This window comes from Roseobacter fucihabitans (assembly GCF_014337925.2).
Classification (GTDB): Bacteria; Pseudomonadota; Alphaproteobacteria; order Rhodobacterales; family Rhodobacteraceae; genus Roseobacter; species Roseobacter fucihabitans.
Genome location: NZ_CP143423.1, coordinates 3570019 through 3584101, shown reverse-complemented (window position 1 = coordinate 3584101; position 14083 = coordinate 3570019). Strand labels below are relative to the sequence as shown.

The 14083-nt window shown below is 58.8% G+C and carries 11 protein-coding genes; 3 read left to right on the top strand and 8 right to left on the bottom strand.

The features are described 5' to 3' along the window. Positions 1-36: 36 nt before the first annotated feature. The gene (locus ROLI_RS17585) at positions 37-2052 is read left to right on the top strand and encodes a M3 family metallopeptidase (protein ID WP_187428957.1); all 2016 of its coding nucleotides are present in this window, start codon (positions 37-39) and stop codon (positions 2050-2052) included. Position 2053: 1 nt separating this feature from the next. Here ROLI_RS17585 and ROLI_RS17580 read toward each other — a convergent pair whose 3' ends face one another. The 8 genes from ROLI_RS17580 to ROLI_RS17545 all read right to left on the bottom strand — a co-directional run bounded on the left by ROLI_RS17580 (position 2054) and on the right by ROLI_RS17545 (position 11386). Then, complete coding sequence (locus tag ROLI_RS17580; protein ID WP_187428958.1) at positions 2054-2986, bottom strand: glyoxylate/hydroxypyruvate reductase A; 933 nt, start codon at positions 2984-2986, stop codon at positions 2054-2056. A gap of 5 nt (positions 2987-2991) precedes the next feature. After that, positions 2992-4131: a rod shape-determining protein RodA gene (rodA, locus tag ROLI_RS17575; protein ID WP_187428959.1), complete on the bottom strand. Its 1140-nt coding sequence runs from the start codon at positions 4129-4131 to the stop codon at positions 2992-2994. Beyond that, positions 4128-6071, bottom strand: a complete 1944-nt coding sequence (gene mrdA / locus ROLI_RS17570; protein WP_187428960.1) for a penicillin-binding protein 2 — start codon at positions 6069-6071, stop codon at positions 4128-4130. Before mrdA ends, rodA begins: the two co-directional genes overlap by 4 nt. A 31-nt stretch (positions 6072-6102) precedes the next feature. Beyond that, a complete protein-coding gene (locus tag ROLI_RS17565) occupies positions 6103-6642 on the bottom strand; it encodes a rod shape-determining protein MreD (RefSeq protein ID WP_187428961.1) in 540 nt (179 codons plus the stop codon). Further along, complete coding sequence (mreC, locus tag ROLI_RS17560) at positions 6639-7538, bottom strand: rod shape-determining protein MreC (protein WP_187428962.1); 900 nt, start codon at positions 7536-7538, stop codon at positions 6639-6641. Before mreC ends, ROLI_RS17565 begins: the two co-directional genes overlap by 4 nt. Before the next feature lie 72 nt (positions 7539-7610). Continuing rightward, positions 7611-8654: a rod shape-determining protein gene (locus ROLI_RS17555; RefSeq protein ID WP_187428963.1), complete on the bottom strand. Its 1044-nt coding sequence runs from the start codon at positions 8652-8654 to the stop codon at positions 7611-7613. 181 nt (positions 8655-8835) lie between these two features. Beyond that, positions 8836-9675 (bottom strand): amino acid ABC transporter substrate-binding protein, encoded by an 840-nt coding sequence (locus tag ROLI_RS17550; RefSeq protein WP_187428964.1) that lies wholly within the window; start codon positions 9673-9675, stop codon positions 8836-8838. A 142-nt stretch (positions 9676-9817) separates the two neighbouring features. After that, positions 9818-11386, bottom strand: coding sequence for a 2-isopropylmalate synthase (locus tag ROLI_RS17545; RefSeq protein WP_187428965.1), 1569 nt, complete (start codon positions 11384-11386; stop codon positions 9818-9820). Positions 11387-11644: 258 nt separating this feature from the next. Here ROLI_RS17545 and ROLI_RS17540 point away from each other — a divergent pair, with 258 nt between their 5' ends. Together ROLI_RS17540 and ROLI_RS17535 are read left to right on the top strand one after the other, a co-directional pair. Next, positions 11645-12310 (top strand): SDR family NAD(P)-dependent oxidoreductase, encoded by a 666-nt coding sequence (locus tag ROLI_RS17540; protein WP_187428966.1) that lies wholly within the window; start codon positions 11645-11647, stop codon positions 12308-12310. Then, positions 12307-13833 carry a cryptochrome/photolyase family protein gene (locus tag ROLI_RS17535; RefSeq protein WP_187428967.1) on the top strand — a complete coding sequence of 509 codons (1527 nt, stop codon included), beginning with the start codon at positions 12307-12309 and terminating at the stop codon, positions 13831-13833. Before ROLI_RS17540 ends, ROLI_RS17535 begins: the two co-directional genes overlap by 4 nt. Positions 13834-14083 lie beyond the last annotated feature (250 nt).

The window sequence follows — 14083 nt, the reverse complement described above, 5'->3', positions numbered from 1 at the left end:
GCGCGGCCCTAGCTTGTTATCCAAAGGAGATCCGCCATGACCAACCCCTTGTTGCAAGACTGGAATACCCCATTCGGGATCGCGCCGTTTGACCATATTGCGGATGAGGATTTCGCCTCTGCCCTGGATACCGCGCTCAGACAACACCGCGATGAGATCGACGCGATTGCAACCGCAAAACAGCCCGCCAGCTTTGCCAATACGCTCGAAGCTCTGGAAGCGGCGGGCAAGAGCCTCGACAAAGTCCTCAGCGTGTTTTTTACGGTGGCAGGCGCGGATAGCAACCCGGCGCGCGAGGCTTTGCAGCGGCAGTTCTCACCCCAAATGGCCGCGCATTTTTCCGAAATTTCGGGCAATAAGGCGTTGTTTGCGCGCATCTCGCAGGTCTGGGAGAATAAGGACGCCCTTGATCTGACACCCGAACAGCAACGGGTTTTGATGCTCACACACCGCAGTTTCGTGCGTGCAGGTGCCGCGTTGAGCGGTGATGAAGAGACGCGGATGAAGGAGATCAAGGCGCGTCTGGCGGTCCTGGGGACCGATTTCACGCAAAACCTGCTGGCAGATGAGCGCGATTGGTTCATGGCCTTGGAGGAGGGTGATCTCGAAGGGTTGCCCGAATTTGTGATCAATTCCGCCCGTAACGCCGGTGAGGAAAAAAACGCAGGCGGTCCCGTTATTACCTTGTCGCGGTCTTTGATCGTGCCCTTCCTGCAATTTTCACCGCGCCGGGATTTGCGTGAAAAAGCCTTCAAAGCCTGGGTTGCGCGCGGGGCGAATGGCGGCAAGACGGACAACCGTTCAATTGCCGCCGAAACGCTTGCCCTACGGCAAGAGCGCGCAAATCTTTTGGGGTATGCCAGCTTTGCGGATTACAAGCTGGAAACCGAGATGGCAAAGACGCCGCAGGCCGTGCGGGATCTGTTGCTGGCGGTCTGGGAACCGGCGCGCGCGCAAGCCGATGCGGATGCGAAAATCCTTACCGACATGATGCAGACGGATGGTGTGAACGGTCCGCTTGCGCCCTGGGATTGGCGGTATTATTCGGAAAAACGACGCGTTGCCGAGCATGATCTGGATGAGGCCGCGCTCAAACCCTATTTCCAACTGGACCGGATGATCGAGGCGTCTTTTGCCTGCGCCACGCGCCTTTTCGGCTTGGCCTTCAAACCGCTTGATGTGCCGCTCTATCACCCTGATTGTCGGGCCTGGGAAGTGACGCGCAACGGCGCACATGTTGCGGTTTTCATCGGGGATTACTTTGCGCGCGGTTCCAAACGGTCCGGGGCGTGGTGCTCTGCGATGCGCGCACAGGCGAAATTTCCCTCTGTGCAAGCGCCGGTGGTTATCAACGTGTGCAATTTCGCCAAAGGTGATCCGGCGCTGTTGTCATATGACGATGCGCGCACCCTGTTTCATGAATTCGGCCATGCGCTGCACCAGATGCTGTCGAATGTGACCTATGAGAGTGTTTCGGGCACCTCCGTGGCGCGCGATTTCGTCGAATTGCCCAGCCAGCTCTATGAGCATTGGCTGGAGGTGCCCGAGGTGTTGTCCGAATTTGCAACCCATGCTGAAACCGGCGCGCCGATGCCGCAGGACATGCTCGATAAGGTCCTGGCTGCGGCGACCTATGATATGGGGTTTCAGACGGTGGAATATGTCGCCTCCGCGCTGGTCGATCTGGCGTTTCATGACGGGGCCGCACCTCAGGATCCAATGGCGCGTCAGGCCGAAGTATTGGAGGCTTTGGGCATGCCCGCTGCCATCACCATGCGTCACGCCACGCCGCAGTTCGCCCATGTCTTTGCCGGGGACGGCTATTCCAGCGGCTATTACAGCTACATGTGGTCAGAGGTCATGGATGCAGACGCTTTTGAGGCCTTTGAGGAAGCAGGGGGCGCGTTTGATCCGGCCCGCGCCGCCGCCTTGGAAGAACATATCTTATCCACGGGCGGCAGTCGCGATGCGGGCGAGCTTTACACGGCTTTTCGCGGGCGCCTGCCCGGAGTGGAGGCTTTGCTAAAGGGGCGCGGCTTGGCCGCTGAGTAGCTCAATAGCCGCTGTCACGATCTACCAGATACAAGAAAGGTTCACCCGCTTCGCCGCGCCACACGTTTTGCGCAATGACCTGTGATGCGGTGTGCTCGCGTGTTTCGGCGGCAATATGCGGCGTCACGGTCACGCGTGGATCGGTCCAAAACGGATGATCCTGCGGCAGGGGTTCCACGCGAAACACATCCAGCGTGGCCTGCGCAACCTGGCCGCTGTCCAAAGCCTCAAGAAGGGCTTGGTCCTCAATCAACGGCCCTCGGCCCGGGTTGATGATAAAGGCCCCTTTGGGCAACCAACCAAGGCTCTCAGCGTTCAGGATATTCTCGGTTTGTGCTGTATCAGGCAACAGCAGGACGACGATTTGCGCATTTGAAAGGGCGTCTTTCAAGCCCATGTCGCCGTGGTGCATCACGACCCCGTCAACCGATTTTGCGCGCCTGCTCCACCCGCTGAGCTTGAAATCAAGCATGCCGAGCACCTGTGCCACGGCGCCGCCGAGTTCGCCCATCCCAAGAATGCAGACCGACCGCTCAGAGGCCAGAGGCGGCGTATGCGGTGCCCAGATGTGATCCGGATTAACGATATGTCGATCCATCCCCAGATGGTATCGCATGACGTGCCCCGCGACCCATTCGGTCATGGATTTGGTCATGCCTGGGTCCACCATCCGCGCCAGAGGGATCGTGAGCGTGGTGTTTTTCGTGACCCCCTCGACGCCCGCCCAGAGGTTCAGCACCGCCTTGGCGCGGGTATAAGGCGCGAAATCCTGTAGCGGGGAATTGGGCGCGTAGATGATATAATCAACCTCTGCCGGGGGCAGGTCGAGCGCCAGATTTACATCCAGATCAAGTGCCGAGAAAGCGTCTTGAAGCGGTGCACGATAGGCGCCCCACCGGTCGGCATGGGCTGCGAAGAGAACATTGAGGGACATTGGATTTACCTTGGTCGATGGACATGAGCACTTTGCATGAGGCCGAAGGCGAGCATGAGCACAAGCATCGCGGATCCGCCATAGCTCACCAGCGGCAAGGGGACGCCCACAACCGGTGCCATGCCCATCACCATCGACATATTGACGGCGAAGAACAAAAAGAAATTCAGCGCGATACCCAATGTCAGAAGCGAGGAAAACCGATCCTTGTTCATCAACGCCGACCAGATACAAAACAGGATGATCAACGCATATAGCCCAAGCAGCCACACGCCGCCCAGGAACCCGAATTCTTCGGCCAGGGTGGTAAAGATGAAATCGGTGTGTTTTTCGGGCAGAAAGTTCAGACGGCTTTGCGTGCCTTGCATGAAGCCGCGCCCGGTCCAGCCACCCGAGCCCAATGCGATCTTTGACTGGGTAATGTGATATCCGGCACCGAGCGGGTCCGTGCTGGGATCAAGGAAGGTATCGATGCGGCGAAACTGATAGTCCTTGATCAATTGCCAGGGCGTGCCACGGGATTGAAAAACCGTGGTAATCAACGCAATGGCACCCGCGAGAACTGCTGCGAAATAGGTCCAATGCACCCCTGCGAGAAACATCAGACCTCCCCCCGCAGCCAGCAGCAGAATGGACGTCCCGAGATCGGGCTGACGCAGCACCAGAAAGGTTGGAACAAGGATGATCAAGACCGGGAGCATCACCCAGAACGGGTGCGATGTGCGTTTCGCCGGGAGCCAGTCGTAATAAGCTGCCAGAAACATCACCAGCGTGATTTTCATCAATTCGGAGGGTTGCAGCCGCATGAAGCCCAGATCGATCCAGCGTTGCGCGCCCATGCCTACTGTGCCGAAGAGTTCCACCGCGACCAGCAAGGCGAGCGTACCCAGATAGGCAAGTCCCGAGAGCGACCGCCAGAACCAGATCGGCACCATGGCCACGCAGATCATCAGCGTGAAGCCCATGGCAAAACGTTTCATCTGCGGCTCTGCCCAGGGGCTGAAGGACCCCCCCGCCACGGAGTAGAGCATCAAGAAGCCCGCCCCCGCGACGGAGGCCAGCAAAAGCGCAACCGGCCAGTTGAGGTAGAAGATTTTACGCAGGCCTGAAGGCGCGGATTTGACGGCGTATTCAAGATAGCTCATGCTTGATCTCGCCCCGAAAAAGCCGCCTGCGGTTGCATGGCTTGCAGTTTTTCCTGCTGAGCCTCTATGCGCTCGCGGTCCTTGGCCGGGTAGGCCTCCAGGGGAGGTGCACCGCCCGCCAGCGCCTGTAGTGTGATATCGCGCGCAATCGGTGCGGCGGCCTTGGAGCCACCTCCGCCATGCTCGACCACCACAGCAACGGCGTATTTTGGCTTCTCGACGGGCGCGAAATTGACAAACAATGCATGGTCGCGCCTCTCCCAGGGCAGATCCTCGTTGCGGATAACGCCAGCGCGCCGTTCCGCGGCGGTAATGTTGCGCACCTGACTGGTCCCTGTCTTGCCGGCCATGCGCATGGTATCATCGATGATACGCGATCCATAAGCGGTGCCGCGCCGGTCGTTGACCACAGCATTCATGGCACGGCGCATTTTGCGCAGGTTGTTTTCGTTCATGCCCATGCTTTCACCGCCGCGTTCAGGCGTTTCAACACCGTCAACAGATTTGATCAGCCGGGGTTCGACCGCGCGCCCCGTGGCCAGACGCGCGGTCATGATGGCAAGTTGCATGGGCGAACTCAGCATGAAACCCTGCCCGATGGAGACGTTTACGGTATCCCCGACGCGCCAGTTCTGACCATAGGTCGAGGCCTTCCAATCCATCGTCGGGGCAAGGCCCTGCGCGACGGCCGACATGGGAACATCATGTTTGACCCCAAGACCAAAACGTTTCGCCATCGCCGAGATTTTTTCGATCCCGATTTTGACCGCCAGATCGTAATAATAGACATCACAAGAGCGTTTGAGCGAAGTTTGCAGATCAACCCAACCATGTCCGGCGCGTTTCCAGCAGTGAAAACGACGCCCCGATACCGTCAGGTGGCCCGGACAATAAACGGTTTCATCCGGCCCGATTAAACCGGCCTCAAGGGCCGCCATGGCCGTCATCATCTTGAAAGTGGAGCCGGGCGGATACAGACCCTGCACGGTCTTGCTGGCAAGCGGGCGATATTTATTGCCCGTCAACATGTTGTAATCCTTGACCGAAATACCACGCACAAAAAGGTTCGGATCATAAGTTGGTGCCGAAGAACAGGCGACCACATCGCCGTTGTCACAATCAATGACGACCGCGCTCGCGCTTTCCTCGGCCAAACGCGCCTGCACGTAGCCTTGCAGGTTGGCATCAACGGTCAGTTGCAGATCTGAGCCGGGGGTGCCCTCTACCCGGTCGAGTTCACGCATGACGCGCCCGGCGGCATTGACCTCGACGCGTTTGGCCCCGGCCTTGCCCCGCAAAAGCGGCTCCAATTTCGTTTCCACCCCGACCTTGCCGATTTGAAAGCGCGGGATGCGCAGTACGGGTTCGGGATCATCGATCTTTTCCAGATCATAATCGGAGACCGGGCCAACATATCCTAAAACATGGGCAAAATCGGACCCCTGCGGATAGATCCGGCTCAATCCAACCTCCGGTGTTACCCCTGGCAGGGCCGGTGCGTTGACCGATACGCGGCTGATGTCATCCCAGCTGACGTCCTCTGCGATGGTCACGGGCAAAAACGAAGGAGAGCGTTTCAATTCCTGCTTGGTGCGCTCAAGTGTCTCTGCATCCAGCGCGACGATCTTTGACAGGCGCTCCAACACGACGTCGCTGTCGCCGGCATCTTCGCGGACAATGACGATGCGGTAAGAGGGCGCGTTTTGTGCCAAACGCACGCCGTTGCGATCAAAGACTTCGCCGCGCGACGGGGGGATCAGCCGGACATTGATGCGGTTCTCTTCGGCCAGAAGACGGAATTGATCGGCCTGGTCGACCTGCAAAAAACGCATCCGTGCGGCCAGACCGCCAATGAATAAAAGCTGCGCGCCCCCCAGAAGGGCAGCGCGTCGCGAAATACGCCGGTGACTGAAATCCGTTTCTGCGCGGGTTTTTTTCATGTCCAGCCTTCTGCGGAAAGTTGCGCTTGGGTCATGACCTGCTTCCTATCGTGTCCAGATCGCCGGGCGTGGCTTTGCGCACCCCCATCAGGAATTGGGTCGACAGCGCGACGAGCGGATAGAAAATGATTGTCATGATTGTTTCGGAGAGGGTCAAGCCAAAGGAGGGCAAATCCACAAAAGTGATCATCAAAATAACGCGGTAGCCCAGGTTGATTGCGATGATCAAGGCACAGACACCAAGCCATTCTGCGACAAAATTGGTGTCGCGTGATCCGTCTGCGCGGGTTTTGATCTGTTCACAGGCCAGCAAAGCCAGCATCGCCCAGAGACCTGGGGGCCTCTGCAACAGCAGATCCGCCAATAAAAATAATCCCGCGAGGGCAAGGGTCGGTACATATTCGGGACGTCTGGCCGACCAGGCAAGCGCAAAAGCGAGCAAAAAATCCGGACCGACCCAGCGTTGCGGCGTGGTCTGAAGCGGGAGTAGGTGAAAGAACAGGATCACGCAGACCAGCGCCGCAAAACCGGCGCGCATCATCCACATGCGGGTGAGTGGCATATCGCTCATTGGCTGACCTCTTCGCGCGCGATGAGGGGGGGCGGCAGTTGCGGGCCGATGATATCAGCGGTGTCGGACACACGGTCGGTGCCGTGATGGCGCAGGACGCGCAGAAATTCCAGACGCTGATAATCCGCCGCGAGCCGGACACGCAATTTGCCGCTGGGATCGGCAGCGACCTGCCCAATCAGCAGACCCGCAGGAAAGACACCGCCGTCGCCTGAACTGATCACCCGGTGGCCGGGGCGGACGGCATCCTTGTCTTCAAGGAACTCGATGGCGGGGGCGGCGGAATTATCGCCCGAAACAATAACGCGCTGGCCCGAGGGTTGGATCACCGCGGGAATACGGCTGGAGGCGTCGGTTAGCTGTATCACCCGCGCGGTGTTCTCCCCCACGCCCGAAATGCGCCCCACAACCCCGATCCCATCCATTGTCGCCCACCCATCCACGATGCCGTCGCGCGCGCCGACATTGAGCAAGACGGATTGGCGAAACGGCGAGCCGCTATCGGCCAGAACGACGCCGGTGATATAGGTCAGGCGGGGGTCGAGGCGCACCTTGTTGAGGTCAAGCAAGCGGGCATTTTCCTGCTCCAGTTGCAGCGCGGCTTCTTTCCAGGCTTGCATACGACGTAGTTCCGAGCGCAACTCACCGTTTTGTTCGGCAAGGCGCTGATAACTCTGGAAATCTTTGAGCAGGTTGACCATGCCGGTCACGGGGGCCATGGCCCAATCGAGCCCCGGCACAAAACGATCCGTTACCTGCGCGCGAAACCGCTCGACACGCGGGCTGTCGATACGCCAGACCAGAAAAGTGCCGATCAGACAGAGCGCGACAATCGCCAGCAGCAACCGGCGCAGGGGGCCGGTATATTCGCTGCCGTTGGATTGTTCTTTGGCCATATGTCGCTTCTCTCCTGCCCGGGTCAGGCAGGGCAAACCTGCCACTGAGGGGGTCTTTAGGCTGGCTTGCGCTCAGCTGTCATAATCAATGGCGTGGCGCAGTTGTTTTTCAAACTCCAGCGCCTTGCCGGTCCCGAGTGCCACGCAATTCAGGGATTCATCGGCAATCGACACCGCCAAGCCGGTCTGCTCGCGCAGCGCCAGGTCCAGATCACCGAGCAACGCCCCGCCCCCGGTCAGCATCACACCGCGGTCGACAATATCTGCTGCCAGATCCGGCGGCGTGGTTTCCAGCGCGGTCATCACCGCTTCGCATATCTGCTGCACCGGTTCGGCCAGAGCTTCGGCGATCTGGGCCTGGGTGACTTCGATTTCCTTGGGCACGCCGTTCAACAGATCACGACCGCGGATTTGCATTGAGGTTCCGCGCCCGTCATCGGGCATGCGGGCGGTCCCGATGGAGGTTTTGATTCGCTCCGCCGTGGTTTCACCAACCAAAAGGTTCTGTTGGCGGCGCAGATAGCTGATGATCGCCTCATCCATGCGATCACCCCCGACCCGCACAGAGCGCGCATAAACGATGTCGCCAAGGCTCAGCACGGCGACCTCAGTGGTGCCGCCACCGATGTCCACAACCATGTTCCCCGTGGGATCGGTAATGGGCATACCCGCGCCGATCGCCGCCGCAATGGGTTCCGCAATCAGCCCGGCACGTCGCGCACCCGCGCTCAGCACGGATTGGCGGATTGCGCGTTTTTCAACGGGCGTGGCACCATGCGGGACGCAAACGATGATCTTGGGTTTGCCGAAAAAGCTCGACCGTTTGTGGACCTTGCGTATGAAATGCTTAATCATTTCCTCGGCGGTGTCGAAATCCGCGATGACCCCTTCGCGCATGGGGCGGATGGCCTCAATGCTGCCGGGCGTGCGCCCCAGCATCAGTTTTGCGTCCTCGCCCACGGCCAGAACCTTTTTCACACCATCCTTGATGTGATAGGCGACCACGGAGGGTTCCGACAGAACGACGCCTTTGCCCTTGATATAGACCAATGTGTTGGCCGTGCCGAGGTCGATGGCCATATCGGATACGAACATCCCGCGAATTTTGTCAAACATTACGAATAACCTTGCCCGAATTTTCTTGGCCCGCACTTTTTCAAGGCGGGCTTTGCGTGTCTTATATGCTTAGGCGAGGAATGGTGAAAGGGGCGTTAACGATGTTGTCGGCATCATATTGCGCGACGCCTAAAAGATGTTTAGTGGCGCCGAAGCTATGATTCTTTTGTCTCCGCCTGGCCTAGGGCAGCGTCGGGGACAGTAAAAACAAGGCCTCCAGCGCGCCACCAGCCTCAGCACCCGGCAAAGCCTTTTCAAAAGCCAGCGCCATCGAACCGTCCTGAAAAAGGTCCGAAAGCGCGGTATCCACGGCCAGGCGGAAGTCGGTGTCACCGCGCGCCATTGCGAATCCATGCTTTTCAACGGTCAGGATGCCCTCGAAGATTTTGAACTGGTCGCGCTTTGGATTATTGATGAACAGGTTTATCAGAATCGACTGATCGGCGAAATATCCGTCGATCTCGCGGTTTTCCATGGCGGTCATGGCGGCACCATGGTCGGAGAACGTGATGACCTCTGCGTCGATAGCATCTGCTTGCAGCGAGTTATTAAGAGCCTGCTCTGTGGTGGTATCCCCCCGGACGCCGACTTTCTTGCCGGACAACTCCGACAGGCCGGACACGCCATCGCGTTGTAGCAAGACGGTTGTGCCATCAACATAGGTGGGCACGGAAAAATCGACGATTTCGCGTCGGCTTAGCGTGATCGTGGAAGCCCCGCAGAGTAAATCAATCTCGCCACTGGCGACCTTGTCAAAGCGGTTTGCCGTATCCACCCGTTCAAAAACGACATCGAGGTTTTCCAACCCCAGTTGCGCGCCAAGCCGCTCTGCCAGTGCAAAACAGACAATCGGCGAATATCCCTGAGGACGTCCTGCGTCATTCTCGAAAGACAAGGGGGCTGCATCCGTGCGGTAACCGAATTTGATTTCACCGGACGATTTAATGCGCTCCAGGGTCTGCGCCTGTGACGCGAGCGGCATCATGAGGGTGGCGATGAGGAGAGCAAGGAATACGCGCATTGTAGGTGTCCTATGGGTATGAGCAAGGGGCGTTACATATGAGTGTAGCAGAGCCACGCTTCGGCGCAGCCCCTATTTTGCATAGGCCGCAACAATCTGCGCGGTGCAGGGCACCTTCTATGGCACCCTGCACGGCAGTGGATCAGCCGACGTCCTTATAGCTGATTTCCCGCTTGTCCGTTCCGGCTTTTTCGCGCCGCACCAAAAGGCGGTTGAGCGCGTGGATATAGGCCAGCGTCGAGGCCACGACGGTATCGGTATTGGCCGATTGCCCGGTCACGATGCGCCCGTCTTCTTCCATGCGCACGGAAACGGTCGCCTGGGCGTCGGTTCCTTCCGTCACCGCATGCACCTGATAAAGCTGCAAACGCGCGGTATGCGGCACCAGCGCCTTGATGGCATTGAAGGACGCATCCACGGGGCCGTCGCCGGTTTGCGTGGTGCTCTGTTCCTGCCCATCGATCTCCATGACCAGATCGGCCTTTTGTGGACCATCCGTACCGCAGACGACCCTGAGCGATTTCAGTTTCAAGCGATCGTTTTCCGGGTCCGTTGAGGTGCGCATCAGCGCAATCAGGTCATCGTCATAGATTTCCTTCTTGCGGTCGGCCAACTCCTTGAACCGCACGAAGACATCCTTGAGCTGGTTATCACCCAATTCAAACCCGAGGTCTTCGAGTTTCGAGCGCAGCGCGGCGCGCCCGGAATGTTTGCCCATCACGATATTGGTCTCGGACAGGCCCACATCCTCGGGGCGCATGATCTCGAAGGTTTCGGCGTTTTTCAGCATGCCGTCCTGATGGATGCCACTTTCATGTGCGAAAGCGTTCTTACCCACGATCGCCTTATTGAACTGCACCGGAAAGCCGGAAACAGTGGCCACACGGCGCGAGATATTCATGATCTTGGTGCTGTCCACGCCGGTCTGGAAGGGCATGATGTCGTTGCGCACCTTGAGGGCCATAACGACTTCTTCAAGCGCCGTATTGCCCGCGCGTTCGCCCAAACCGTTAATGGTGCACTCGATCTGGCGCGCACCGGCCTCAACGGCGGCCAGGGAGTTGGCCGTCGCCATGCCAAGATCATTGTGGCAATGGGTGGCGAAAATGATCTCATCCGCACCCGGTACCCGCTCCAGCAGCATCGCGATGAGCGCCGCAGATTCGCGCGGTGCGGTATAGCCTACGGTGTCAGGGATATTGATCGTGCTCGCACCCGATTTGATCGCGATTTCGACGACACGGCACAGGTAATCCTCCTCCGTGCGGGTCGCATCCATCGGCGACCATTGCACATTGTCACAGAGGTTACGGGCGTGGGTGACGGTCTGTTCGATCCGCTCCGCCATCTGATCCATATCGAGGTTGGGGATCGCACGGTGCAACGGCGAGGTGCCGATAAATGTATGAATGCGCGGCCGTTTCGCGTGTTTCACCGCGTCCCAACAGCGGTCGATATCGCCCAGTTGCGCGCGCGCCAGCCCGCAGATCACGGATGTTTTGGCAAGCTTTGCAATCTCGGAAACGGCGGCAAAATCACCTTCGGAGGCGATGGGGAAACCGGCCTCGATGATGTCCACGCCCATTTCGTCCAGAAGCCCCGCAATCTCGAGTTTTTCGGAATGGGTCATGGTCGCACCGGGGGATTGTTCGCCGTCGCGCAAAGTGGTGTCAAAAATCAGGACGCGGTCCTGTTTAGCTTTATCTGTCATGTCTGTTCTTTCGGTTATCTGCTGGTTTTCTTGGCGCGCTGCACATCCCTCTGAGCGGGCGCGCCGACAGGCACGCTCAGAGGCGGGCTAGCAGCAGCAGAGCAGCGGCAGGGCGCAACGTGTAGCGCGGACAAAGAGTATGTGTCGCCGGTTCCATGAGGCCCGTTATACCGCCCTGCGCGCAAATGGGAAGACGGTTTTTGCGACAATTCTTATGACGGGCTTGAAGCTGTGATCTGCGCTGCTAGGTCGCTGGTCATGAAAAGAGTTTTGATAATAGGGGCTTCTGGTGGGGTCGGCGGTGCGGTGGCCGCGGCGTGTCGGGCGCGCGGCGATGCGGTCACTGGCCTGTCGCGCAGCGCGGATGGGTTCGAGATCACCGATGAAGCCAGTGTTGATGCACATTTAGGCGGGCTTGAGGCTGTGTTCGATCTGGTGCTGGTTGCCACGGGTGCGCTGGAAATCAACGGCGCGGCACCGGAGAAATCCATCAAGTCGGTCAGCGCCCAGGCGATGATGGCGCAGTTCGCGGTGAACGCGTTGGGTCCGGCGCTGGTACTGCGTCATACGGGCGATTTGTTGGCGCGCGACAGGCCCGCCGTGATGGCGGTTCTGTCTGCGCGTGTGGGGTCCATTGGGGACAATAAGATCGGCGGTTGGATCAGCTATCGCAGCGCCAAGGCCGCCGTGAATCAGATCGTGCATACGACGGCGATTGAGCTGGCGCGCACGCACAAGCAGGCGACTTGCGTTGCGCTGCATCCGGGCACCGTGGCCACGCCTTTTACGCGGAAATATCTGGGGCGGCATCCCTCCGTACCCCCGGAGGAGGCCGCTGAAAACTTATTGAATGTTATCGGGGGTTTGACGCCCGATCAGACGGGCGGTTTCTATGACTGGCAGGGCAAGGAGGTGGCGTGGTGAGCCGCCTTGTTTTGGTCCTGGGGGACCAATTGAGCGAGGGGCTTTCCGCCCTGCGCGCGGCGGATAAGGATCGCGACATTGTGGTTATCGCCGAGGTCATGGAAGAGACCACCTATGTCACGCATCACCCCAAGAAAATCGCGCTGGTGTTGGCGGCGATGCGGCAGTTTGCCAAACGGTTGACGCAGGCAGGTTGGGACGTGCGTTACAGCCAATTGGATGACACGCAAAACGCAGGCTCCATCGTCGGTGAATTGCTGCGCCGCTCGGAGGAGACGGGGGCCTCGGATGTGCTGGTGACGGAGCCGGGCGAGTGGCGCTTGATCAATAAACTCAAGCACGCGCCGATCAAGGTGTACATCCTGCCTGATGAGAGATTTATCGCATCGCATCAGATGTTTGAGACCTGGGCCGAGGGGCGCAAACAGTTGCGCATGGAGTATTTTTATCGCGAGATGCGGCGCAAGACCGGGTTGTTGATGGAGGGCGACAAACCGGCGGGCGAGAAGTGGAATTTCGACCATGACAACCGTAAGCCTGCGCCGGATGATGTGGCTTTTGACGGGCCGCTGCGGTTTGAGCCGGATGAGACCGTGCAGGAGGTGCTGTCACTGGTGGCGGCGCGCTTCGGGGAGCATTTCGGGACCCTGACACCCTTCTGGTTTGCCACCACGCGCGAACAGTCGCTGGAGGCGCTGGATCACTTTATTTCCAAGGCCTTGGCCAAGTTCGGGGATTATCAGGACGCGATGCTTTCGCAGAATCGCTTCCTCTATCACGCGATCATCTCGGCCTATATCAACATCGGGCTTCTTGACCCGCTGGAGGTCTGTGAGAGGGTCGCGGAGGCCTATGACAATGGCGATGTGCCGATCAATGCCGCCGAAGGGTTTATCCGCCAGATCATCGGGTGGCGCGAATACATGCGGGGCATCTATTTCCTGGAAGGCCCTGAGTATACCGGGCGCAATGCGCTGGGCCATAAACGGGATCTGCCAGCCTTGTTCTGGGGTGCCAAAACGGACATGCGGTGTCTTTCGAAAGCGGTGGAGCAAACCCAACAAGAGGCCTATGCCCATCACATCCAACGCCTTATGATCACTGGAAACTTTGCGCTTCTGGCGGGGATTGATCCCGCCCGTGTCCACGAATGGTATCTGGCCGTTTACATGGATGCTTTTGAGTGGGTCGAGGCACCCAATACGGTGGGGATGAGCCAGTTTGCCGATGGTGGCATCATCGCCTCCAAACCCTATGTGTCCTCGGGTGCCTACATCAACCGGATGTCGGATTACTGCAAAGGCTGCGCCTATAAGGTGAGCCAGAAAACGGGGGAGGGAGCCTGCCCGTTCAACCTGCTCTACTGGCATTTTCTGGACCGGCACCGTGACCGCTTCAAGGACAATGCGCGCATGGGTAACATGTACCGCACCTGGGACCGGATGGATGGGGATAAACGCGAAACGGTTTTGAGCGAGGCACAGGGTTTTCTCGACCGGCTGGAAGCGGGCGAGACGGTCTGAAACCGGCAGGGTGGCAGGCCAATTCGTCCGCGTCATGCGAAATCAGCTAACGCTTTTGAAAAGGCGAAATCTGGTACACAAGCCGTATGCCTGCGGTATATTTCGGAACCGGATGAACATGCCGGGCATGGGGTGGGTGAATGGGGCGACCGCTGCTGTGCAGGATCGACATGCGGCTTGCGTATTTTCGCGGGAGTTGACCTTGTTCAATACCCGTAAAGCGGTCAAGGTGACGCCAAGCAATAAAATG

Excerpts from the sequence above, each read along its gene's own strand:
- ROLI_RS17585 (WP_187428957.1), top strand. The coding sequence starts at position 37 with ATGACCAACCCCTTGTTGCAAGACTGGAATACCCCATTCGGGATCGCG.
- ROLI_RS17580 (WP_187428958.1), bottom strand. The coding sequence starts at position 2,986 with ATGTCCCTCAATGTTCTCTTCGCAGCCCATGCCGACCGGTGGGGCGCC.
- rodA (WP_187428959.1), bottom strand. The coding sequence starts at position 4,131 with ATGAGCTATCTTGAATACGCCGTCAAATCCGCGCCTTCAGGCCTGCGT.
- mrdA (WP_187428960.1), bottom strand. The coding sequence starts at position 6,071 with ATGAAAAAAACCCGCGCAGAAACGGATTTCAGTCACCGGCGTATTTCG.
- ROLI_RS17565 (WP_187428961.1), bottom strand. The coding sequence starts at position 6,642 with ATGAGCGATATGCCACTCACCCGCATGTGGATGATGCGCGCCGGTTTT.
- mreC (WP_187428962.1), bottom strand. The coding sequence starts at position 7,538 with ATGGCCAAAGAACAATCCAACGGCAGCGAATATACCGGCCCCCTGCGC.
- ROLI_RS17555 (WP_187428963.1), bottom strand. The coding sequence starts at position 8,654 with ATGTTTGACAAAATTCGCGGGATGTTCGTATCCGATATGGCCATCGAC.
- ROLI_RS17550 (WP_187428964.1), bottom strand. The coding sequence starts at position 9,675 with ATGCGCGTATTCCTTGCTCTCCTCATCGCCACCCTCATGATGCCGCTC.
- ROLI_RS17545 (WP_187428965.1), bottom strand. The coding sequence starts at position 11,386 with ATGACAGATAAAGCTAAACAGGACCGCGTCCTGATTTTTGACACCACT.
- ROLI_RS17540 (WP_187428966.1), top strand. The coding sequence starts at position 11,645 with ATGAAAAGAGTTTTGATAATAGGGGCTTCTGGTGGGGTCGGCGGTGCG.